This is a genomic window from Streptomyces sp. ISL-98 (genome assembly GCF_018614055.1).
Lineage (GTDB): Bacteria > Actinomycetota > Actinomycetes > Streptomycetales > Streptomycetaceae > Streptomyces > Streptomyces spiramyceticus.
Map to the genome: position 1 here is coordinate 1 of NZ_JAGGPB010000099.1, position 22,384 is coordinate 22,384.

Consider the following 22,384-nt stretch of genomic DNA (forward strand, 5'->3'; position numbering starts at 1 on the left):
GGTGCAGCTTCCCGTCCCGAAGACGGAAACCTCGCTTCGTGTAGTTGAGCGACGGCCGCGCTTCGCGCTTCCTCTTGTACTTCGGCATCCCGGCCCGCCGCGCCATGGGCAGCCGGTCCTTGACGTCCTTCTGCGCCTTCGCCCTCGACTTTCCGAAGTCGCGGATGCACTGCTGCTGCGGAACACTGCTGCCCTCTCGAAGCCACCCCATACTGCTGCGAGCTTCGGTCAGCATCTTGTCGAGCTGCGCCGGACCGCACGTCCGCTTTTCGATGCCTTCCAACCGGTGCTTGTTCCACAGGTGGGCCTGCTTCGACTTCGCGCAGGACTCGTTCCAGATCCACCGGCACCGGTCCCACTCCGCCATCAGCGCGGCGAGCGTGGTCGACGACACGCGAAGCCTAAAGGTCCACCGGGCGTGCCCGGCATCCTCCGTCATCGATCCTGTCGCCATGAACATCAACCCACCTGGCAGGACTGACAGTTGAGAGCTCTTGATCGTTGCGGGTTGCCTCACCCTGGTTCAGGGTGGACGCCGGATCGCCCTGGCAGCGATCCGGCTTTCCCCGCCCTGCTCCGCAGGAGTCCGATTCCTCCCCGGCCTGAAGGCCGGGGCATCCTCGGAGGAATCAGGTGAAGATCGACGGGATCCGCCGGCTCCCCCATGCGCTAGGCGGAGATGACGCCGAATCGTACGTCGTGACCGGCGGCGGCCGGGGTCATCATGCCGAGCAGCCGTTCCGCCTCCTCGGTCACCTCCGCGCGCTGCGTGCGAGTGAGCGTGCCGAAGGGTTCGACGGTGACGACGGCTGCGTCCTTGGTCTCGTCCAGTCGCCAGATGCCGGCGAGGAAGCCGTCGACCAGGAGGGTGCTGTAGCCCTGGTTGTTGTTCCACGTGCGGCCCCGGTACTCGGCGGGGACGACCCGTGTCCGGTCCGCGTGGGAGAAGAGCAGGTTGTCGTACTCGGGGAGGAAGCGGGGCGGGCCCGGGGTGTCCTCGTCCGGGCGGGGGGCGTCGGGCAGGTCGACGAGTTCGACGCCGTTCTCGTCCTGGAAGACGAGGAGCTGCGGCCTCAGCCGCTCGAAGGCGTCCTTCAGCCGGGTCAGCCCGCACCAGGTCTGCATGTCCTTGACCGAGGCGGGGCCGAAGGCGGCCAGGTAGCGCAGTACGGTGGCGTCGGGCGCCGGTACGGGCTTCGACGGGCGGCCGACCCACTTCTCGACGGTGGTGAGCGCGACCTGGCCGCTCCTGCCCCACAGGCCGCGCGGCGTGACCTGTACCAAGGGCAGCTTGCAGCGGGCGGCAACGGAGAGCGCAGGCGGGTCGGCGTCGGGCCACTCCTTGAGGAGTTCGTCGCGGAGTTCCTTCGGGGTGCGCGGGCGCTCTTCGACCAGCTCTCTGGACAGCCGGGCGAGCCGGTCGAGGTCCACTCCGGCCAGCTGCTTGCGGAAGGTGGTGAGCTCGCGGTCGCGGGCGGCCTGGACGAGCGGGCGCAGCGTGAGCGCGTCGTCGGCGGTGTGGGTGTGAATGGTCGACCTGAGCGTGACGATGCGTACGACCTCACGGGAGGCCATCAGCCCGGACAGTTCCTCGGGGTCGAAGCCGTCGAGCCGGGCGGCGAGCTGGTAGTACGGCGGCTTGGGGTTCTGCGCCTGGAGGCCGACGAGGTGCTCGACGGCGCCCTTGGCGGGCATCGCGGTGCGCCGCAGCAGGAGCTGGCGCGCGAGGGTGGCGCGGTTCAGGGTGCGAGTGCTGAGCACTGGGGCTGCCGGGTTCGTCTTCGAGGCCATGTTCCGCACGCTACCGATCGTCGCGGACAGCTTCGGTCCGCGAGAAGCCGACTGAGCCGACTGAGCCGACGACAATTGGGACGTATATCCTGCCCCTGGCCAGATGCCCCGCAGGGAGGTGAGATCTGTGATGTCGGAGCGACGAGTCCGTCCCGCGCTGTCCCCGAAGAAGCACTCCTGGCGCAGGCAGCCCCCGCCGCCGGCCGCCCCTCCCGCAGAGCCGCCGGCAGGTGATCCGGCCGCCGCGCCCGGCGACGTACAGCGCAACGGCGGCAGCATCGTCCACGCCGCGCTCTACCGCGACGGCCGCCACGTGTCCTCCCCCGCCTCCCTCGCCGAGACGTTCCGTCAGCTGCGCGAGTACCGCGGCGGCATGGCCTGGATCGGCCTCCAGCGGCCTTCCGAGGACGAAATCCACTCCCTCGCCGCGGAATTCGACCTCCATCCGCTGGCCGTCGAGGACGCCCTGGAGGCTCACCAGCGCCCCAAGCTGGAACGTTACGGCGAGACGCTCTTCGTCGTGCTGCGCGCGGCCCGCTATCTCGACGCCCCGGAAGAGGTCGACTTCGGCGAGCTGCACATTTTCGTGGGCCAGGACTTCGTCATCACGGTCCGCCACGGAGCGGCGCCCGACCTCTCCGGCGTACGCAAGCGCATGGAGGAGGCTCCGGAGCTGCTGGCGCTGGGGCCCGAGGCCGTGCTGTACGCGATCCTCGACGCCGTCGTCGACGGGTACGTTCCGGTTGTCGAGGGCGTACAGAACGACATCGACGAGATCGAGACCGAGGTTTTCCGCGGCGACCCCGAGGTGTCGCGCCGTATCTACGAACTCGCCCGCGAAATGGTCGAGTTCCAGCGCGCCACCCGCCCCCTGGTCGGCATGCTGCACGGCCTGATGGCGGGCTTCGCGAAGTACGGCACGGACGAGGAGCTCCAGCGCTACCTGCGCGACGTCGCCGACCACGTCACGCACACCAGCGAGCGCGTGGACGGCTTCCGCCAGGCCCTGGCCGACATCCTCACGGTCAACGCCACGCTGGTCACGCAGCAGCAGAACGCGGAGATGCGGGCGCTGGCAGAGGCGGGCTTCGAGCAGAACGAAGAGATCAAGAAGATCTCGGCGTGGGCGGCGATCCTCTTCGCGCCGACCCTGGTCGGCACGATCTACGGCATGAACTTCGACGACATGCCGGAGCTGAGCTGGGCCTTCGGCTATCCCTTCGCGATCGGCCTGATGGCCGTGGTCTGCGTCAGCCTGTACTTCATCTTCAAGCGCCGCGACTGGCTCTGAAGCGCGGCCGAGGGGCCTCCCGAATTGGGCTCTCAGACCGTGAAGGGCCGCTCCTCCAGGAACCGGTCGTCCGGGCGGCCCGTCACGTAGAAGTTCGGGCTCTGCGTGGCCGGCATGCGTTCCAGGATGTCGCGGTGGAACGCGCGGTAGCCGCCGCGGAAGGCCCCGTTGTCCCAGACGTCCAGCAGCGTGCCGGTGAAGGCGCCGTTGACCGGGCCGTCGGAGGCGAGCTGGTTGTCCTGGCAGGCGGAGATGAGCAGTGCGTTCACTCCGTCGTTGCGGGCCTGCTTGTCGCCGAGTCCGCGCTGGATCTCCTGGAAGAACTGCTGGTCACGCTGGTAGATCTCGACCTGCTTGGCGACCGGCATGAGCCGTGAGGCGTTCTCGATCTCGTCCGGGTCGCGGGTCTGGAACTGCTCCTGCATGGCCTCGGGGGTCAGGACGTCCCGTACTTCGATGCCACTGCCGCTGTGGCAGCAGTCGAGGAGGGCCGCGATGCGGACTCCTTCGGCGAAGCGTCCGAATTCCCTGTGCAGTTCGTCGTCGAGGAACTGGCGGTCGAAGAGGACGAGGGTCTCGTCGAATTCGTCCCGTTCGTCGTCGGAGCCCTCGGCGTCCGGTACCTGTCCGCCGTGGCCCGAGTAGGTGAACAGCATGATGTCGCCGCTTTTCAGCCGCTTTGCCGCTTTGCGGAGCTCCTTGGTGACGTTGTCTACGGTGCCGTCGGGCGTGAGCAGGGTCGTATCGCCGAACCCGGCCGCGCGGGCCAGCCGGGCCATGTCGTGGGCGTCCTGCTCGCATGCGACGAGCTCGCCGTCCCAGCCGCCGTACTGCGCCGGGTCGACCTTGTTGAGTCCGATGTGAAGGGAAATTCCGGTGGCCATGTGGGCTCCTCGCGCGCCTGGGCTGGGGACATCGCCTGGATACGTTCCGTGATGGGCGCCCGCCGAATCCGTCGGCGGCGCCAACCGCCTGAAAGGTCCACTACTGACAGTGACTGGTCATCGCCGCGCCGTTGCGGGACCGCAAAGTGGGTGGAACCATGACAAATATGCCTTTGGCGGAAACGGAATGGGACCTCGTCACCATGTGGGTACGGGAGTACCTGCTGGACACCGTCGACCCCCACAACCAGCTTTCCCAGTACGGGTTCTCGGCAGAATTCATCGGCTCTCTGCGGCTGACCGCCGTCAGCTCCGAGAACGCCCGCGCGCTCGTACAGGCATCGCGCAAGGACATCCGGCGGCAGAAGGAACTCCTCGATGCCGTCGCAACGGTCGACCGGCTGTCCGTCCTGCCCGACGTCGCGAAAGCCCTTGAGTTCCGGGACCGGCTGCGCGAGGACTACCGCGCCCACGCCTCGCAGGACAATTTCCGTACGTGCGTGCTCAAGAACGGCACGGAGGTCTTCATAGACCGCCAGAATCTCCGGGAAACGCTCCGCCAGTTCGTCGATGACCCCGAGAAGTCCGTGCTGCTCGTCGACGGCGATCCGGACAGCGGCAGGTCGTACACCTACAACCTCATCCGCCACATCGGGCAGCACAGCGGCTTCCGTCCGGCGCGCGTCACCCTGTCGCGCACCTCGACCGCCGACAAAGTCGTCAGGCGACTGGCCGAATTCGTCGCCGACCCCCGCTCCGACGTCCCCTCCGTGAACCCCACCGGGCTGAACGACCCACTGCCGTCACTCGACGACGCCGTGCACCAGGTGGTCCGCCGGGCGACGGCCGCCGAGGACACCTTCTGGCTGGTGCTCGACGAGTGCGACCGGCTCGACCCCAGCTCCGACGTCTGGGACTTCATCGGACAGCTCGCCCTCGCCATCTACGAGCACGCCGCCGTACGGGGCGACCAGGCACCGCGTCTCGTGCTCCTCGGTTACGGTCCGACGATGCGCCAACTCCCCTACGACCTGCGGGGAAGTCTGAGCCGGGACACGGCCCGTATCGCCGAACCGGACGATCTGCGCAGCTTCTTCGACCAGTACTTCCACGAATCCCCACCCACCGGACAACCCGAGGAGGCCTCGATCGCCGAATTCGTGGACGCGGCCGTCGAAGAGGTCCTCAAGGCCGCGCAGGCGGAGGGCGACAGCGGCGAGAGCTATATGCGGAGGATCTGCACGGCGGCGGAGGGGGCGATCCGTGTCTACCGATCGCTCTGAAACGCGGGACGTCTTCGCCGCCCGGCTGCGCCAGGAACTGCGGCGGCCCGGCGGAGATCACGCGCATCCCGTCTCGAAAACGCACCGGGGCTATCGCGAAGCGGCCTGCCTGCTCACCCGGTTCGACCCCGTGCGGCTTCGGCTGCCCGGCGAGGACCGCACCACCGGTGGCGCGGTCCTGGAACTGCTGGACGACTGCTCGACGGTGGGCAGGAAGGACCGGTGCGTATGGGCGCTCAAAGCGGAGGCCAGGGACGCGGCATTGCGCGCACTGGCCGGTCCGGAGGCCGCGCGGCTCGCCCTGGAGAGCAACGTCGAGCAGTTCCCTGACGAGCCCGGACCGGAACAGGTCTGTCTGGCGTACCTGTCCGGCTGGCCGCTGGAGATTACGGACCGGGCGAGCGCCGACGATCTGGCCGACCTTCTCCAGGCGGTGCTGTGGCTCTCACTGGTGCCCGGCATGAGCGGTCTGCCGGACGTCGGGGACATCCAGCGCACCCTGGAGCGGGCCAGACTCTTCCATCCACTCGAACACCTCGTACAGGGAGCGTTCGAGGGGCGTACCAGCGAGCTCGACGAGCTGCGCGGCTACGTCGGAAGCCCCCGGACCGGTGTCGCCCGCAACGCCCCCGTCCCCCCACTGGTGATCCACGGGCCCGGCGGCATCGGCAAGAGCACCCTGCTCGCCAAGTTCCTCCTCGACTCCAGCCCCGGCCGCACCCCCGGATTCCCCTTCGCCTACATCGACTTCGAGCGGCCCACGCTCTCCATCCACGAGCCGGTCACCCTTATCGCCGAGGCCGCCCGCCAGCTCGGCATCCAGTACCCCTTGTTCCGCGCCGAGCTGGACACGCTCGCGGACGAGTGCCAGCAGACGGCCCGCAGCCAGCGGGAGGGCGAGGAGCGGGTGACGCAGCTGCACCGGCTCGCGACGACGCGGGCGGTTCTGGGGCGTACGTCGTCGCAGGAGTTCCAGCTGATGGCCACCGAACGCGAGACCGACCTCATCCGGCGGGTCGCCGATGTCCTGGTACGGGCCGTGGCGGTGGCGGACCGTGAGGACCCTCCGTTCGTGCTGGTCATCGACTCGTTCGAGGCGGCCCAGTACCGCGGATCGCCGATGCTGGGCAGGATGTGGGCGATCTGCGTCGCGCTCCAGAACGTCTATCCACGGCTGCGGGTCATCGTCTCCGGACGCGCTCCCGTCGACCATCCCGCGCGGGCCATGACACCGCTGGACATCGAGCTCCACGACCTCGATCCGCAGGCGGCCGTCAGCCTCCTCATGTCCTGCGGCGTCGAGGATCCCGAGGTGGCGCAGGCGCTGGCCGACCGGGTCGGCGGCCACCCGCTCAGTCTGAAACTGGCCGCACGGGCCGCGGCCCTCGCCGGAGGCGAAACCGGCCGCATGGAGGACCTGATCCGCAGCCTGCCCGCCCGGCGCCGCGACTTCTTCCGCCGGGTCGACCAGATGCTCGTCCAGGGCATCCTGTACGACCGCATCCTCAGCCACATCGCCAACGAGGACGTACGCCGTCTCGCCCGTCCCGGCCTGGTGCTGCGGGTCATCACCCCCGAGATCATCAAGGACGTACTCGCCGAACCCTGCGGTCTGCGGGTGGAATCCACGGACCACGCGCGCGTCCTGTTCGACGAGCTGTCCTGCCTCGACCTGGTGGAGCCGGCCGGCCCCGACGCCGTACGGCATCGCGCCGACGTCCGCGCGATCATGCTGCGCCTGCCGGGAAGCGACCGCACCGACGTGATGCGCACCGTCGAACGACGCGCCGTCGAGTACTACGCCGCGCGGCACGGCCTGGAGGCACGCGCCGAGGAGATCTACCACCGGCTGCGGCTCAATGAGAACCCGCGCTCGGTACAGGCGCGCTGGCTGCCCGGGGTCGGGCGGTTCCTGGTCGGGGCGCAGCAGGAGATGGCCCCCAGGGCCGCGGCGCTGCTCACCGCGAATCTCGGCGGAGGGGCCCCCGACCGGGTCATGGAGGGCGCCGACCAGGAGGACTGGGAGCGGATCGCCGCCCGTGAGGTCGAGGACCTGCTCGCGCAGGGCTTCACCCAGGCGGCGTACGCCCGGCTCGGGGAACGCCGGCCCTGGACACCGTGCAGCTCCCTGCACGCCCTCCTGGCCGAGACACTGAGCCGGCTCGGGCGGCCCGAGGATGCCCGGAAGGCGGTGTCCAACGCCATCGGGCCCGCCGAGAGGGCGGGGTGCGCCGAGCGGCAACTGGAACTGCTGCTGCTCTCCGCCCGCCTCGCCGAGGAGGCCGACGACCTGGTGAGCGCCGACACCGACCTGCGCCTGGCGGAGGACATCGCGGTCGGCATCGGCCACGATCTCGAAGCGATGGGCGCACTGCTGGCCCGTGCCCGGATGGTCGCCGGGGCCGAGATCCCGGACCCCCAGGTCGACCGGGAACTCGCCATGCGGCTGCGGGTGTTGCCCGACGCGGTCCTCGCCGGCCAGCCCGCGCTCGTACGCGCCGTGGCGTCGCAGATCTACGCGGAGGACCCCGGGGCACTCGACCACGCACTGGACGTCGTGGGGCTGCCGGAGGAGGACGAGACGCTGGACATCCTCGGCGGGGCGATGTCCCGCGCCTCGTCCGAGCGGCCGGGGCTGCTCCGGGACCTCATGGGGATGCTGGACGAGGCCGTCGGCCCGCAGCGGCAGCAGGCGGGCGGCTCGCCCTCCGGCATCACCGACATCCTCCGCCTCGCCCGCGACCGGGGCACCCTCGACGTACTCGCACGGCAGCTGCTGACCGTGCCCGACGAGAGCGGCGAGATCGCGGCCGGGGTGGCCGCCGCGATGCGCGCGGGGGCGGGTGGTGGGCCATGACCGCGTATCTGTCGCCGGAGGAGATCCAGAAGGTGCGGGACGCCGCTCTGGAGACCGGACTCGCCGACCCCATGGTCAGGCCGCTGCTGTTCGACGGCATCATGCCCAGGTACCGGGGCACGCTGCCGCTGCTGCCCGCCCCCGTACGGCAGGTGCACTCGGATCTCAACGAGATGAACCGGGTGGAGCGTCTGGTGGACGGCTCCGTGCCGCTGGAGATCTGGCTGCGCAACGCCGTCGCCCAGACCACCGAGGCCGCGCCGCTCGCCGTCTTCCAGCACGCCCTGGACGACGTGGCGAGAAACGCGGGCGGCGAGCCGGATGTCATGGCCGGGGTGCCCGCCCCGGAGATCAAGGAAGAGATCGTCCACCGTGACGACACCGTCCCCATCGGCTTCCTCCGGGGCGGCGACCTCGCCGCGACGGCGGTCGCCCGTATCAAGGTCCCGCCGTACGAGACGGGCGCTCCGCTCCAGCCGAACGGTTTCCCGCACTCCGGCACAGGCTGGCTCATCGCCCCCGACCTGCTCGTCACCAACCACCATGTGGTCAACGCCCGGGCGGGCACCGGCGCCGGGCGCCCGCTGGCCGAACCCGCGGACCTGAGCCTCCAGGCACAGCACACCCTCGCCCGGTTCGACTACGACACCGACGACGTGGAGACGGAGGAGGCCACCGTCAGCGCACTCGTCGCCACGGACGCCGAACTGGACTACGCGATCCTCCGGCTGGCCACAGCACCCTCCAAGCCCGTACTGAAGCTTTCGCGCAATTCCCTGGCGGTCGCCAAGGGCGACTACGTGGCCGTCAACATCATCCAGCACCCCGGCGGGCAGCCGAAGCGCGTCGCACTGCGCAACAACCTCGTCTACGAAACGGACGAGCGCGACGTGCGCTACTTCACCGACACCCGCGGCGGATCCTCCGGTTCGCCCGTCTTCACGGACGACTGGAAGGTCGTGGCGCTCCACCGGGGGACGCGGCGCGTGGAGAACGTGTCCTTTCACGGCAGCAGCACGGCCTTCGTCAACGTCGGGACGCAGATGGACACCGTGATGCGGCACCTGGCGGCCAACAGCCCCGCCGTCCATGCCGAGATCGAGGCGGCACAACGCGACTGAGCAGCGCAACGCGACCGAGGAGAGCGAGGAGAGCCCTATGCGCAGCCGGAGCAGATCACCGGTGGCGACCGGTCCCGAGCAGGTCTTCACCGACCTCCGGGAAGTCGCCCAGCGGGTACGGGACGGCCTGTCGCGGGAAGTCCCCGAATCGTCGGAGGCTCTCCCCGCGGACCAGCTGCCCGCCGGACAGATATCCCACTTCGCCGAGCTGGAACGGGCCCGTGTTCTGTCGGCGGGCGCGACCGGCCTCGAGAAGCTCGCCGAGGGGCGCTCGGACGAGATCAGTGACGACGAGTCCTTCGGCATGGAGGCCATCGTCCTGCTGGAGGGCAGGCCCGCCATCCTCGTCCAGAACCGCGACTTCAGCCCGCAGGCGGGCGACTGGGCGGTCCTCGACGGCCACCGGGCCGCGATCCGTGACTCGATCGCACGCGTCGGCCGGATCGAGGTCACCGGGCACACCAGCCTGGACTGGGTCGGCACGGCCTTCCTCGTCAGCTCCGACGTCGTCATGACGAACCGTCACGTCGCGGTGGAGTTCGCCCGCGGCGACGGCAGCGGCTGGACGTACCAGCAGGGCATGAGCGCCCGGATCGACATGGCCGAGGAGTACGGCGGCGCGGCGGGCGGGGACGGCGGCCCCGCCTATGCGATCACCGAGGTGCTCGGCATCCACGAGGAGGTCGACATGGCTCTGCTGCGGGTCTCCCCGGCCGACGGCGGAGGCGCCCTGCCGACGCCGGTGGCCGTGGCCGCGGACGCGCCGACCGATCTGCCGGGACGTCCGGTGTACTGCATCGGCTATCCCGCGTGGGACGGCCGCCGCAATGAACCGGAGTCGATGCGCCGCATCTTCATGGACATCTACAACGTCAAGCGCCTCCAGCCCGGCACGACCACGGAGCTCGTCCGCGAGCAGAGCGTCATGAAGCACGACTGTTCGACCCTGGGCGGCAACAGCGGTTCCCCGGTCTTCGACCTCACCGACCACCGCGTCCTCGGTCTGCACTACGGCGGCCGCTACGGCTTCGGCAACTACGCCGTACCACTGTGGGAGTTCGTGGAGGATCCGCTCCTGCTGCGCGCCGAGGTCAACTTCGTCTGACCGCCGCCCCCGTCCGCCGCTGGGTGACTGAGCCTTCCGGTCACCCAGCTGTGGAAGGCGCCGATGTGGCGTTCCGCCGGGACGAGGACCCCGCCCTTGCGGTACGCGCGTGACGCCATCGCCGGCTGGGTCCGCTCGCAGGCCTCGAAGTCCTGGGTGTTCACCCGGTGGAAGAGCTCCACGGACTTGTCGAGGTCTGCGCCCGATGCGACGACCCCGGGGGCGTACAGCCAGTCGCACTCGACGACCGTGCGGTCCACGGCCAGGGGGAACATGCGGTGGACGATCACATGGTCGGGCACCAGGTTCACGAAGACCTGCGGCTTGACGGTGACGGCGTAGTAGCGGCGGTCCTGGTCGTCGTCGACGCCGGGCAGGCGTCCGAAGCCGGCGCTGCCGTCGACGGTGAAGCCCTGCGCTTCCTTGCTGAATTCGGCGCCGTGTCCGACGTAGCACTGCGCCGCCAGGCCGTCCGCGAACTCCGGGAGTACATCGGTGAGTTCGGGGTGGATCGTCGCGCAGTGGTAGCACTCCATGAAGTTCTCGACGATCAGCTTCCAGTTCGCCGCCACGTCGTAGCTGATGCGGCGGCCCAGGGCCAGGCCCTCGGTCTCGTACCGCCCGATCGCTTCGGCGCTGCCGAGCCGCTCCACGGCCGCGCCGATCACGGTCTCCTCGAAGGACGGCGGCTCGTCGGCCAGACAGATCCAGGCGTAGCCGAGCCACTCCCGCAGCGCCACCCGCACCAGGCCGTATTCCGTACGGTCGATGTCGGGCATCTGCACCAGGTTGGGCGCGGCGATCAGTCTGCCGTCCAGGTCGTACGTCCAGGCGTGGTACGGGCATTGGAGGCTGCGGCGGACCTGGCCCGCGGGCTCCGTGCACAGCCTGGCGCCGCGGTGGCGGCAGATGTTGAGGAAGGCGCGGAGCTCACCGGTGCGGGTACGGGTGACCAGAACGCTCTCCCGGCCCGCCTGCACCGTGCGGTAGGCGCCGGGCCGGTCGAGGTCGGAGCCGCGCACGGCGCAGTACCAGAGCGATTCGAAGATCCGCTCCTGTTCCTGCCGGAAGATCCCGGGGTCGGTGTAGAAGTGCCCGGGAAGCGTGGCGATCAGGCTGGGGGTGGTGGAGGCAGGGCTGGTCGTCATGGCGGTCATGCCTCTCGGCTCAGACGGGCGCGGTGGCCGGCCGACGGGGGTCGAACAGACCGATGGGGTGATCCGTGGTGCCGGTGAGCGCCAGGTCCGCGACGATCTCGCCGACGACCGGCACGAATTTGAAGCCGTGCCCGGAGAATCCGCAGGCGACGGTGACCGAGTCGGTGTGCGCCGGGTGGCGGGCGATCACGAAGTGCTCGTCCGGCGTGTTGGAGTACATGCAGGTGGCGGCCTTGAGGAAGGTGCCGGGCAGGGCGGGGATACGGCAGGACATCTGACCCGCCATTGCGGCCACCTCGTCGTCGTACACCGTCCGCTCGATGGTCTCCGGGGTGCAGACGGACCCCTTGCGGAAGAAGGCCACCTTGGCGCCCTTCTCCGGTCCGTCGATCGCGGGGAAGCCGTAGACCTGGACTCCGTCCGCCGCCTCCCAGATGTAGATGGGGTGGTGCTCGGGGAGGAACGGCCGTACGCCACCGGTCGGCTGGAACCAGTACATGACCTGCCGCTCGATGGTGAACGGCACTCCGATGTCGGTGAGCAGCTGCGGTGCCCACGCGCCGGGGCAGATGACGAGATGCCCGGCCGTGTACGCGTTCTCCGCTGTGTGCACGCGGACTCCCTTGCCGCCTTCGAGGGCCTCCCAGCGCGTCATGGGCTCCGTGAAGTGCAGGTCGGCGCCGCATTGGGTGGCGAGCTGGACGTGCGCGGCGACGGTGTTCTCGGGGCGGACGAGCCCGGCCCGCGCCTCGTAGAGCGCCACCTCGTCGTCGCCCGGGGTGAGGGTGGGAAAGCGGCGGCGGATTTCGGGGGCGTCGAGCATCTCGTGGGGCAGGTCCCACTGCTGGGCGGACAGCAGCGAGCCGGCGACGGTGCGGGAGTCGGGGCGGCCGACCATCACGCCGCCGCAGAGGGTGGCGATGCTGCGGCCGGTGTCGCGTTCCAGCCGCTCGTAGAGCTCGTACGAGCGCAGGAGGAGCGGTACGTACGCCGGGTCCTCGAAGTACGACTGCCGGGTGATGCGTGAACCGCCGTGGCTGGAGCCCTTGTTGTGTACGGGGCCGAACTTCTCCAGGCCCAGGACGCGGGCGCCCCTGGCGGCGAGATGGTGCGCGGCGGCGCTGCCCATGCCGCCGAGGCCGACGACGATCACGTCGTACGTGGGTGACATCTCAGGGAACCTCGCTCACTTGAGGATGTGGGTCATCCGAGGGTCGAAGAGGGGTTCTTGGGCAACGGTGGCGGCGGTCTTCTCGCCGAAGTAGTCGATGTGGACGGGCGTGCCGGGCTCCAGTGGCGGCAGCCAGGCGTAGGCGATGCAGCGGCCCAGGGTGTAGCCGTAACCGGCGCTGGTGACGTACCCGGAGGGGAGCCCATCGACGTACACCGGCTCCTTGCCGAGTACTACGGCGGCCGGGTCGTCGAGGGTGAGGGCGGTGAGCCTACGAGTCGGCTCGCCGAGCGCTTCGAGGGCTTCCCGTCCTGTGAAGTCGCCCTTGTTCATGCGGACGGCGAAGCCGAGTCCCGACTCGTACGGGGTGTGTTCGGCGGTCATGTCGTGGCCCCACGCCCGGTAACCCTTCTCCAGGCGCAGGCTGTTGAACGCCGAGCGGCCCGCCGCGATCACGCCGTGCCGCTGCCCCGCCGCCCAGAGGGTGTCCCAGAGCGCGAGTCCGAGGTCGGCGGTGGTGTAGAGCTCCCAGCCGAGCTCGCCGACGTAACTCAGCCGCATGGCGGTGACCGGGACAGGGCCGATGTGCGTCTGCGTGGCCTTGAAGTAGCCGAGGGCCTGGTGGGAGAGGTCGTCGCGGGTGAGCGGCTGGACGAGGTCGCGGGCGAGGGGGCCCCAGACGCCGATGCAGCAGGTGCCGGCGGTGATGTCGCGTGTCTCTATGTCGTCAGGGGCGTGACGGAGCAGTCGGTCGAGGTCGGCCGGTGAGTTGGCGCCGATCTGGAAGCGGTGCTCTTCGAGGCGGGCGACGGTGAGGTCGGAGAGGATGCCCGCGGCTTCGTCGAGCAGCAGGGTGTAGGTGACCGAACCCGGCTTCTTCGCAAGGTTGTTGGTGGTCGTCCGCTGCAGGAATTCGAGGGATCCGGGCCCGGTGACTTCGAGGCGCCGCAGCGGTGTCATGTCGTACAGCGCGACCTTCTCGCGGGTCGCCTTCGCCTCGGCGGCGGCGATCGGCGACCAGTGGCGGGCGGACCAGTCGTCGCGCGGGGGGAGGGTGAGGGGCTCGGCGAGCGGGGCGTTGGCCTCGTACCAGTGCGGGCGTTCCCAGCCGCCGCCCTCCAGGAAGTGCGCGCCGAGCTCGATCTGGCGTGCGTAGAAGGGGCTGACGCGCAGGGGGCGGGGCTGCTCCGGTGGCTGGAGCGGATGGATGATGTCGTACACCTCGATGAACTGCCGCGCCGCCCGCTCCTCGACGTACGCCGGTGAGCGCTGCGCGGTCTCGAAGCGGGTCAGCTCGCACTCGTGGAGGTCGACGGACGGGCGGCCCTCGGTCATCCACTCGGCGACGGCCTTGGCGACTCCGGCGGAGTGGGTGACCCAGACGGCCTCGGCCAGCCAGAACCCGCGCAGTTGGCGGACCTCGCCGAGGACGGGCATGCCGTCGGGGGTGAAGGAGAACACCCCGTTGAAGCCTTCGTGGATACGGGTTTTCGCGAGCGGGGGCAGCAGGGCTGTGGCGTCTTCCCAGCTGGGGGCGAAGTCGTCCTCGGTGAAGGGGTACGAGGAGGGCATGACGGGTGCTTCGTCGTAGCGCGGGACGGTGAAGGGGTCGACGGGCAGGGGGCGGTGGGCGTACGAGCCGATGCCGATGCGGTCGGCGTGCTCGCGGAAGTACAGGTCGCGGTCCTGGTGGCGGAGGATGGGCAGCCCGGCGCCACCGCGCGGGGTGTCGAGCGGTGTCGTCCTGGCGTACTGGTGGGCGAGCGGCAGCAGCGGTACGTCGATGCCCGCCATCCGGCCGATCACCGGGCCCCAGAAGCCGGCCGCCGACACCACGTGGTCGGCGGGGAAGGTGCCCCGGTCGGTGACGACGCCGGTGACCCGGCCGCCCCGCTGCTCGATGCCGGTGACGGTGGTCCGGTCGACGCAGCGGGCGCCGCGCGCGGTGGCCCGCTCCAGCTGGGCGCGCGCGGCGGGCAGCGCGTGGGCGAGGCCGTCGCCGGGGGTGTGGAATCCGCCGAGCACCAGGTCGCGGTCGAGGAGCGGCCACAGCTTCAGGCACGCGTCGGCGCTGACGACTTCGCCCTCGATGCCCCAGGAGGCGGCGAGTCCGGCTCGGCGGTGGAGGTCGGCGAGGCGGGCGGGGGTGGTGGCGAGTTCGAGGCCGCCGACCGGGTCGAAGCAGGGCTGTCCGTCGACGTGGAGCGAGCTGAACTTCTCGACGGTGTAACTCGCCATCTCCGACAGGGTCTTGGAGGGGTTGGTACGGAAGACGAGGCCGGGCGCGTGCGAGGTGGAGCCGCCGGGGGCGGGCATCGGGCCCTGTTCGACGACGGTTACGTCGGTCCAGCCACGGGCGGTGAGTTCGTCGGCGAGGCAGCAGCCGACGATGCCGGCGCCGACGATCACCACTCGGGGTACGGCGCCCCGGTCTCCTCGTATCGCCATCAGAGCACCACCACCGAGCGGAGCACCTCGCCGCGTTGCATCGTGGCGAAGGCCTCCTCGACCTGGTCCAGGGTGATCGTCTCGCTGACGAAGGCGCCGAGGTCGAGCTTGCGGCTGAGGTACTGGTCGATGAGGATCGGGAAATCTCTGCTGGGCAGGCAGTCGCCGTACCAGGACGACTTGAGGGCGCCGCCGCGCGAGAAGAGGTCGATCAGCGGGATGTCGAGCCGCATCTGCGGGTCCGGCACGCCGACCTGGACGAGGATCCCGGCGTGATCGCGCATGTAGAAGGCCTGGCGGTACGTCTCGGGGCTCCCCACCGCGTCGATCGCGACGTCGACGCCGAATCCGCCGGTGAGGCCGCGGACGGCTTCGATCGCGTCCGTGCCACGGGAGTTGACGGTGTGGGTCGCGCCGAAACGGGTGGCTCCGTCGAGCTTGGCGTCGTCGATGTCGACGGCGATGACGCGGCGGGCACCGGCGAGCGAGGCTCCGGCGACGGCGGCGTTGCCGACGCCCCCGCAGCCGATGACGGCCACGGTGTCGCCCCGGCCGACGTTGCCGGTGTTGACGGCCGCCCCGTAACCGGCCATGACGCCGCAGCCGATGAGACCGGCGGCCTCGGGGCGGGCGGCCGGGCTGACCTTCACGGCCTGGCCGGCGGCGACCAGGGTCTTCTCGGCGAAGGCGCCGATGCCGAGGGCGGGGGCGAGCGGGGTGCCGTCGAGGAGGGTCATGGGCTGTGCGGCGTTGCGGCTGTCGAAGCAGTACCAGGGGCGGCCGCGGCGGCAGGAGCGGCAGTCGCCGCAGGGTGCACGCCAGGCGATGACGACGTAGTCGCCGGGGGCGAGTTCGTCGACGCCGTCCCCCACGGCTTCGACGATGCCGGCGGCCTCGTGCCCGAGCAGAAACGGAAAGTCGTCGTTGATCGCACCCTCCCGGTAGTGCAGGTCGGTGTGGCAGACCCCGCAGGCCTGGACGCCGACCAGCACCTCACCCGCTCCGGGATCGGGGACGGTGATCGTCTGTACCTCGACGGGTGCGCCCCTCTTGACGGCGACAACCGCACGTACCTCGTATGGCACGATCGCGCTCCTCTCTTGTTGCGCATTGCACGACTGGTTGCGCGATGAGAGACATAGTGGGAACGGCGTGAGGGACGCGTCAAGAGGGCGGAGGGGACGGTCGGCAAAACGCCGGACGGGCTGAAGATTCAGCCCGTCCGGCGTTGAGGACACTCCCCCTACGCCCTGCGGGCGTGGGGGACCCCCAGAAGGGCGTCCGGAGGTCTGGGGGCTTGCCCCCACCACGCGGCGGCAGCCGCAAAATGTCATAGCGGCGAGGGGCGGCTAGGGGAAACAGCGCCGCAGGCACCGCCACGCGTCAGACGCGGTACCCCATCCGGTAAGAGAGCTCGTCCGCCGCGTCGACCGCCAGCTTCGCCAGTTCCACCAGCCGCGCGTCCCCCATCCGGTACACCGGACCCGACACACTCACCGCACCGATGACCTGCCCGTCGTGCGCCCGCACAGCCGCCGCGACCGCGCTCAGCCCGACTTCCATCTCCTCGGCCACCACTGCGTACCCCTGCGTGGAGATCTCCGCGAGCTGCTCCCGCAGTTCGGCCCCGGAGGTCACCGTCCGTTCCGTGAATCTCGCCAGCCTGCGTGCCAGGAAAATCTCCTGCACCGCCGTCGGCAGACCCGCGAGCAGCACCTTCCCGCTGGAGGTCGCGTGCAGCGGCGTACGCCGGCCGAGCCAGTTCTGCGCGGTGACGGAAGCCGCGCCGCGCGCCTGCATCACATTGACCGCCGCGTCGTCGTCGAGGACGGCGATGTTGACCGTCTCGCCCGCCTCGTCGGCGAGTTCACGGACGACGGGCGCACTCTCCTGCGAGATGTCGAGCCGCCCGGCCGCCGCGCCCGCCAGCCGCAGCACCCCGGCGCCCAGGTAGTACTTGCCGCGGTCCTTCGCCTGCCCCACCAGGCCGCGGTTCTCCAGCACTCCGAGCAGCCGGAACGCCGTCGACTTGTGTACGTCCAGCTCGTCCGCGATCTCCGTGACCCCGGCCTCGCCGAGCCTGGCCAGGATCTCCAGCACACTCACCGCGCGGTCCACCGACTGCACGGAACCCGCTCCCCCTTTGGACCGCTTCGTCGCGTCCGGCTCCTCCGCATTGCCCTTGCTCGCCATGTTTCCGTTCTCACCGCCTGGCGGCCGATTCCGGCCGACATCCATGGGGCCCTTGACGCAGCGGCTCCCGATCCGGATTCTGTTGCGCATCACGCGTGTCGGTGCGCCATATGGAACATCATGTTACCGAAGAGCGAACCTAGGGGGCTCTGGTGATTCCCGTCTGCCACCTCGACGACCTGCCCGAAGGCGAATCCGTCCGTCTCCCCACCGAGCCGCCGATCGCGGTGTTCCGCACCGAGGAGGCGCTCTACGCGATCGACGACACGTGCTCCCACCAGGATGCTTCCCTCTCCGAGGGCTGGCTGGAGGGCTGCCTGGTGGAGTGTCCGCTCCACGCCGCCATGTTCGACCTCCGCACGGGGCAGCCGACATGCCTGCCCGCGCGCCGCCCCGTCCGGACCCACCGGGTCTCCGTCGACGACAGCGGCTTCGTCCATGTCGAGGTGGCCGTCGGCGCCGCCGGGGCCGCCGGAACTGCGGCGGCTGTCGCAACCGCCCGAGCCGTCGGTGAAGGCGTCTCCGCATGAGGACCGTCGCCGTCGTGGGAGCCTCGCTCGCCGGGCTGTACGCCGCACGGGCACTGCGCGCGCAGGGATACGACGGCAGGCTGGTGATCATCGGTGATGAGATCCACCGGCCGTACGACCGCCCGCCGCTGTCCAAGGAGTTCCTCACCGGAGCAATGGCCGAGGACCAACTCGCCCTGTCCGACGCCGAGGAGGAATCGGAACTCGACGCCGAATGGCTGCTCGGCGTCCGCGCCCAGGGACTCGACACCAGAGGCCGCACCATACGTCTCGACAGCGGCCGTACAGTCTCGGCCGACGGCGTGGTCATCGCCACCGGAGCCACCCCGCGCCGCCTGCCGGGCACGGCCGCCACACCCGGCACGGCCGGAGGTGCCGCCTTGCGCGGCGTACACACCCTCCGCACGCTCGACGACGCGCGGGCGCTGCGCGCCGAACTGACGACCGGGCAGCCGGTCCAGGTCGTGGTCGTCGGAGGTGGGTTCATCGGGTCCGAAGTCGCCTCCTCCTGCGTCGCGCTCGGCCATCACGTGACCGTGGTGGAGGCCGCTCCGCTTCCGCTCCTACCCCAGCTCGGCGATGCCATGGCCACCATCTGCGCCGCCCTGCACGCCGACCACGGCGTGGAGCTCGTCACCGGCACAGGGGTCACGGCCCTGCGCGGCACCGACGCGGTGACCGGCGTACTCCTCGACGACGGGCGGCTGCTGCCCGCCGATGTGGTCGTCGTGGGCATCGGCGCCGTACCCGGCACCCGTTGGCTGGAAGGCTCCGCGCTCGCCGTCCGTGACGGGGTGCTGTGCGACGACGGCGGTGTGACCACGCTGCCGCAGGTGGTCGCGGTGGGTGATGTGGCGAGGGTGGGCGGCAGCCGCGCCGAGCACTGGACGAACGCCACCGAGCAACCCGCCGCGGCCGTACGCAACCTTCTGGCCGGGCGCACCGTGGAGTCGGCCCGGCCGCTGCCGTACTTCTGGTCCGACCAGTACGGCGTACGTATCCAGTTCGCAGGCCGGCGGCTGCCGTGCTGCACGGTGCGAATCACCGAAGGGTCCGCCGACGAAGGGAGCTTCCTCGCCGTCTACGAGCGCGAAGGCATCACCGTCGGCGCGCTCGCCCTGAACCGCCCGCGCCCCTTCATGCACCTGCGGCGGCAACTGGCGCGCGGGCGCCGGACGCGTGCGGCGGCTGCGGCTGCGGCTGCGGTCTGACGCGAGTCGGGCACGCTCGCGGTGGACCGCCCGATCCCTTCGGAGTCCGCTGTTATCCAGCGGTGGGGCGTAGCTCGGGATACTGCCCGGCGGGCGGTGCGTCATTTGCGGGAACTCGGCTACGTCTACACCGTGCCGCAGCGAGGGACGTATGTCCGTGACCGCAGCGCCGAGGACGAGCACCAGGACGACGAGTAGCCCCGCCCGTATGCCACGGGGGCAGCACACGAACGGGGCTGGGCCGACACACTGAACGGTCTTGCTCGCCCTCGCTCAGCGGGCCGGGGTCCTACTGTCTGTGGCCCGTACCGCACCGATCACAGCAGCATGGGGGCCACGTGGAAGTGCCCAGTGGGCTCAGGCCATCCGAGCTGCGCACGGCTTGCGCCGGGCCGTATGTCCGTCCGCTGTCCCGCGATACCCGGATCGTCATCATGGGCCGTTCGTCGGCCTTGCCCGTGCTCACTTCGGGCACTTGTCGGCGTGCCGATAGACCACGATCGGCACGCCCGACGTGCGTTCCGTCTCGCCCCGCCGAACACGATCAAGAGATCCGATCGGCTTCATGCACGCCGGGCACGTCTCACCCTTCGGGGCGAAAGTGGTGTATTCCCATTGGCTTGCGTCTGTCTCGGTCTTGGTCGCCATGCGCGCCGTCGTCCCTCCGTGCGGAATGTCGTCTGACGCGATGCTCGTCCGCTCGGTGCAACTGCCGCTAGGGCGTTTCCCGTTGCTGCAACAAGTCGTCCCGGATGCTCTCCAGGAGGGTCCGCATGGGGTCGCCGTGCAGGGCGGTAGCGGCGAATCCGTCGAACTTGGCCACGCACAGGGCTACGTCGCGCGGGTCTGTGACGATCACTTCAGCGTGCACGGTCTCCACTGTCACTGCACGGTCGTCCCGGATGACGAAGGCGTGATTCGGTATGTCGTGCTGCCGCCCGCTCAAGGGCACGACCCGCACGTCTAGGTGCGGCAGCCGAGACAGACTGATGAGCCGGTCCAACTGCCCGGCCATGACCAGCGGTGGCACGATCAGCCACCGCAACACCGGTTCTGTGACGACAAAGCGCAGCCGCTTACTCTCGTCGTACAGCACAGCTTGGCGTTCGAGACGCGCGCTCACCGTTGCTCGTACGGTCTCCGCGCTCAGGTCGTCGTGCCGGGACAGGATGGCTCGCATGTACTCGGGCGTCTGGAGCAAGCCCGGCACGAGCGCGGGTTGAAAGAGACGCAGGAGGTTCATTCGGGCATCCACGGCCTTGAGCTGCCGCTGTGCCTTGTGAAGCCCCGCGCGCTGGATCAGTCGCCATGCCGTCGCCTCAGTCGCGACAGCACGGGCGGCATCCATGTATTCGGACTTCACGTCATCCGATACGCCGATGGCAGTAAGGATGCGTTCCACGTCGTCGGCGTGCGGACTGAGCTTGCCAGTCTCGATCTTGCTGAGCTTGCTTGCGGACATGACAGCGCCACGGGCCACCGCTTTGGCTTCCTTGCCGGAAGCGTCTCGCAGTGCCCGCAGCGCTGCCCCCAACTCCGAGCGGTTCACTCTCCGTGCTTCGCCCACCAGTCCGCGAACGGTACGGCGTGGGCAAGGGCGGTGTCCCGGTAGCCAATGAACTCGGCGGCCTGGGCGTCCGGCAGTACGTCGGCCCGGAGGAACTTGCCGTCCGGGGTGTAGTGCATGGGTACTGGTGTGGCTGAGTCGAACAACCAGAAGTCACCAGCGCTGTCCGGCAGCGGGTTTGGCCGATCGGTTACGTCCAGGATGAAGAACTCTTCACCGGCCGTGACATTGGTGACGTACCCCCACCCCAGCTCGAACCGGAGATACGGGGTCAGGGGCCGGGTCAGTACATGGACCCGGTACATGCGCCGCCCCGAGTCGACGTAGTCCCGGACCTCTGCCAACCAGTCGGCGTTGTAGTCGCCGGGCTTGTCCTGGCCTTCCACGAATGCGCGGTAGGCGTCCGTACTACCCGAGCGGCTGTAGTCGTCCAGAGTTTCCAGCCGGAATGCTTCGCGCTCGAACGTGTCGAACAGGTCCCCGAGAGACCTAGCCAAGCTGATCACCAAATGCCTTCACGATCAGATCCATCGGGATCTCTACCAGAGTTTTCGTGTGCGGGAATGTCCAGACCGTGATCGGCGGGTGTCTCGCCCTGCACCAGGACTGTGCCCCGGTCGGTCTTGTAGATGGTGGGGCAGTCCTTCTTGTCACACGTCGTCGCCAACATGGTCACCTTCACGAGCGTTCCCCTTCCCGTGGTCTCTGGTCTGCCTCGCGATCCTTCCGGGCCGGACACGCCCAGGGCAAGAGCCGGTGCTTTCCGGAACGGGAAATCGCTTCGCACACAGCAGGAAGCCCCCGCACCCGTCGCCCTGGTGAGGGTGACGAGCACGGGGGCTCTGTGATGTGGTCAGCCCTTCAGTACTCCGGTAGGCCGTGCGGCAGCCTTGCCGCCAAACAGCTCGATACCGCAGTAGAAATCGATGCGAGTGCGAGGGAAATGGTCTGCGACTGTCGCGGTTGCGCTGCACAGCAGGCACCACGGATGTGCGTACAGGTAGCGCTTACGGATGCGCTGCCACCTGGTCCCGTATCCCTTGGCTGTAGTCGTCCCTCGCTGTAGCTCCGCCTCACGCTCATGCACGGGGCAGCGTCCGCCCGTGGTGAGTTCGGGGCATCCGGGTACCGAGCAAGGGGGGCGGGGCTTTCGGGGCATGGGGGATCACTTCCCGAGGGGTGGGGGATCGTTTCCTCCACCACGTATGGGTGACGGAGGGCACGGACGATCGTTGGATGGGGTAGTTCTGAGGCGGAGCAGCATGGATCAACACCCAACTGCCTTGAACGGAAAGCGAGTCCACATGCGTCGTATCTCTGTTGTCGCCCTCGGAACCGTGGCTCTCTTCGGAGTCCTAGCTGTTCCATCCCATGCCCAAGGTGTAGATGGAACTGGCAGTAGCCAAGTCGGTGACTCGCTTAACCGGGTGCTCAACACCTCGAACAACTCCCTCATTGGCCAACTAGCGTTTAACGCGCCCGCGACGAATTTCCAACTCAAAGCCCTAGCCGACAAGACGGCAGAGCTGGCCGAAGTTTTGGGCGATGTGTAGGGCAGGCGGAATCGAACCGTCACTACCGCCGTGTTCGGCCCTGTGACTAGCCGGTCCTACTAGGGTGCGCGCCTACACTGCGCCCCTTCCGTCCCGAGCGAGCATGACCAGAGTTCATCGAGCGGACGATCGAATCGTCATCCTGTATGGGTGACGCTTGCATACCCGTTAGCGCGCTGGGGAAGATCGTCGGGCGACATTAAAGGTTGTCCCGCAAGTGAT

At 69.4% G+C, this 22,384-nt stretch carries 17 protein-coding genes and 3 pseudogenes; 8 read left to right on the top strand and 12 right to left on the bottom strand.

Features of this window, described 5'->3' with window-relative positions; all coding sequences use genetic code 11:
- Together J7I98_RS39085 and J7I98_RS39090 are read right to left on the bottom strand one after the other, a co-directional pair.
- Positions 1–454, bottom strand: a pseudogene (locus tag J7I98_RS39085) (RNA-guided endonuclease TnpB family protein); the annotation flags it as partial.
- Positions 455–669: 215 nt separating this feature from the next.
- Positions 670–1,791: a winged helix DNA-binding domain-containing protein gene (locus J7I98_RS39090; protein ID WP_214929819.1), complete on the bottom strand. Its 1,122-nt coding sequence runs from the start codon at positions 1,789–1,791 to the stop codon at positions 670–672.
- Between the two features lie 130 nt (positions 1,792–1,921).
- On the opposite strand from J7I98_RS39090, the gene J7I98_RS39095 reads away from it, so the two are divergent.
- Entirely contained in the window at positions 1,922–3,082 is a 1,161-nt protein-coding gene (locus J7I98_RS39095; RefSeq protein ID WP_214929820.1) for a magnesium and cobalt transport protein CorA, read from the top strand.
- A 32-nt stretch (positions 3,083–3,114) separates the two neighbouring features.
- On the opposite strand, the gene J7I98_RS39100 is transcribed toward J7I98_RS39095, so the two are convergent.
- Positions 3,115–3,966: a caspase family protein gene (locus tag J7I98_RS39100; protein WP_214929821.1), complete on the bottom strand. Its 852-nt coding sequence runs from the start codon at positions 3,964–3,966 to the stop codon at positions 3,115–3,117.
- Positions 3,967–4,133: 167 nt separating this feature from the next.
- Here J7I98_RS39100 and J7I98_RS39105 point away from each other — a divergent pair, with 167 nt between their 5' ends.
- The 4 genes from J7I98_RS39105 to J7I98_RS39120 are packed head-to-tail and all read left to right on the top strand — an operon-like array spanning position 4,134 to position 10,332.
- Positions 4,134–5,249: a hypothetical protein gene (locus J7I98_RS39105; RefSeq protein ID WP_214929822.1), complete on the top strand. Its 1,116-nt coding sequence runs from the start codon at positions 4,134–4,136 to the stop codon at positions 5,247–5,249.
- The gene (locus J7I98_RS39110) at positions 5,230–8,106 is read left to right on the top strand and encodes an ATP-binding protein (protein WP_308378107.1); all 2,877 of its coding nucleotides are present in this window, start codon (positions 5,230–5,232) and stop codon (positions 8,104–8,106) included. Before J7I98_RS39105 ends, J7I98_RS39110 begins: the two co-directional genes overlap by 20 nt.
- Positions 8,103–9,227 (top strand): trypsin-like peptidase domain-containing protein, encoded by a 1,125-nt coding sequence (locus tag J7I98_RS39115; RefSeq protein ID WP_214929823.1) that lies wholly within the window; start codon positions 8,103–8,105, stop codon positions 9,225–9,227. The genes J7I98_RS39110 and J7I98_RS39115 overlap by 4 nt, the downstream gene beginning before the upstream one ends.
- Positions 9,228–9,264: 37 nt before the next feature.
- Entirely contained in the window at positions 9,265–10,332 is a 1,068-nt protein-coding gene (locus J7I98_RS39120) for a serine protease (RefSeq protein ID WP_214929824.1), read from the top strand.
- Here J7I98_RS39120 and J7I98_RS39125 read toward each other — a convergent pair.
- From J7I98_RS39125 to J7I98_RS39145, 5 genes are all read right to left on the bottom strand, one after another.
- Positions 10,263–11,480 (bottom strand): aromatic ring-hydroxylating dioxygenase subunit alpha, encoded by a 1,218-nt coding sequence (locus J7I98_RS39125; RefSeq protein WP_214929825.1) that lies wholly within the window; start codon positions 11,478–11,480, stop codon positions 10,263–10,265. The two genes, J7I98_RS39120 and J7I98_RS39125, sit on opposite strands and share 70 nt — an antisense overlap.
- A 19-nt stretch (positions 11,481–11,499) precedes the next feature.
- Positions 11,500–12,660 (bottom strand): N-methyl-L-tryptophan oxidase, encoded by a 1,161-nt coding sequence (gene solA, locus J7I98_RS39130; RefSeq protein ID WP_214929826.1) that lies wholly within the window; start codon positions 12,658–12,660, stop codon positions 11,500–11,502.
- Positions 12,661–12,675: 15 nt separating this feature from the next.
- Entirely contained in the window at positions 12,676–15,108 is a 2,433-nt protein-coding gene (locus tag J7I98_RS39135) for an FAD-dependent oxidoreductase (RefSeq protein ID WP_214929827.1), read from the bottom strand.
- The gene (locus tag J7I98_RS39140) at positions 15,108–16,193 is read right to left on the bottom strand and encodes an S-(hydroxymethyl)mycothiol dehydrogenase (protein WP_214929828.1); all 1,086 of its coding nucleotides are present in this window, start codon (positions 16,191–16,193) and stop codon (positions 15,108–15,110) included. Before J7I98_RS39140 ends, J7I98_RS39135 begins: the two co-directional genes overlap by 1 nt.
- A gap of 298 nt (positions 16,194–16,491) precedes the next feature.
- Positions 16,492–17,301 (bottom strand): IclR family transcriptional regulator, encoded by an 810-nt coding sequence (locus tag J7I98_RS39145; RefSeq protein ID WP_214929829.1) that lies wholly within the window; start codon positions 17,299–17,301, stop codon positions 16,492–16,494.
- 152 nt (positions 17,302–17,453) lie between these two features.
- Between J7I98_RS39145 and J7I98_RS39150 the strand changes: the two genes are divergently transcribed.
- The 3 genes and pseudogenes from J7I98_RS39150 to J7I98_RS42450 all read left to right on the top strand — a co-directional run.
- Entirely contained in the window at positions 17,454–17,831 is a 378-nt protein-coding gene (locus J7I98_RS39150) for a bifunctional 3-phenylpropionate/cinnamic acid dioxygenase ferredoxin subunit (RefSeq protein WP_214929830.1), read from the top strand.
- Positions 17,828–19,042, top strand: a complete 1,215-nt coding sequence (locus J7I98_RS39155; protein WP_214929831.1) for an NAD(P)/FAD-dependent oxidoreductase — start codon at positions 17,828–17,830, stop codon at positions 19,040–19,042. Before J7I98_RS39150 ends, J7I98_RS39155 begins: the two co-directional genes overlap by 4 nt.
- An 18-nt stretch (positions 19,043–19,060) precedes the next feature.
- Positions 19,061–19,240 (top strand): annotated as a pseudogene (locus J7I98_RS42450) (GntR family transcriptional regulator); the annotation flags it as partial.
- Positions 19,241–19,504: 264 nt separating this feature from the next.
- Here the strand turns inward: J7I98_RS42450 and J7I98_RS39165 are convergent.
- The 4 genes and pseudogenes from J7I98_RS39165 to J7I98_RS41965 form a co-directional block, all read right to left on the bottom strand.
- Complete coding sequence (locus J7I98_RS39165) at positions 19,505–19,690, bottom strand: hypothetical protein (protein WP_214929832.1); 186 nt, start codon at positions 19,688–19,690, stop codon at positions 19,505–19,507.
- A 67-nt stretch (positions 19,691–19,757) separates the two neighbouring features.
- Complete coding sequence (locus tag J7I98_RS39170) at positions 19,758–20,591, bottom strand: helix-turn-helix transcriptional regulator (RefSeq protein WP_214929833.1); 834 nt, start codon at positions 20,589–20,591, stop codon at positions 19,758–19,760.
- Positions 20,588–21,115, bottom strand: coding sequence for a DUF6879 family protein (locus J7I98_RS39175; protein WP_214929834.1), 528 nt, complete (start codon positions 21,113–21,115; stop codon positions 20,588–20,590). The genes J7I98_RS39170 and J7I98_RS39175 overlap by 4 nt, the downstream gene beginning before the upstream one ends.
- Positions 21,099–21,291 (bottom strand): annotated as a pseudogene (locus tag J7I98_RS41965) (hypothetical protein). The gene J7I98_RS39175 and the pseudogene J7I98_RS41965 overlap by 17 nt, the downstream one beginning before the upstream one ends.
- Positions 21,292–22,384: the final 1,093 nt, after the last annotated feature.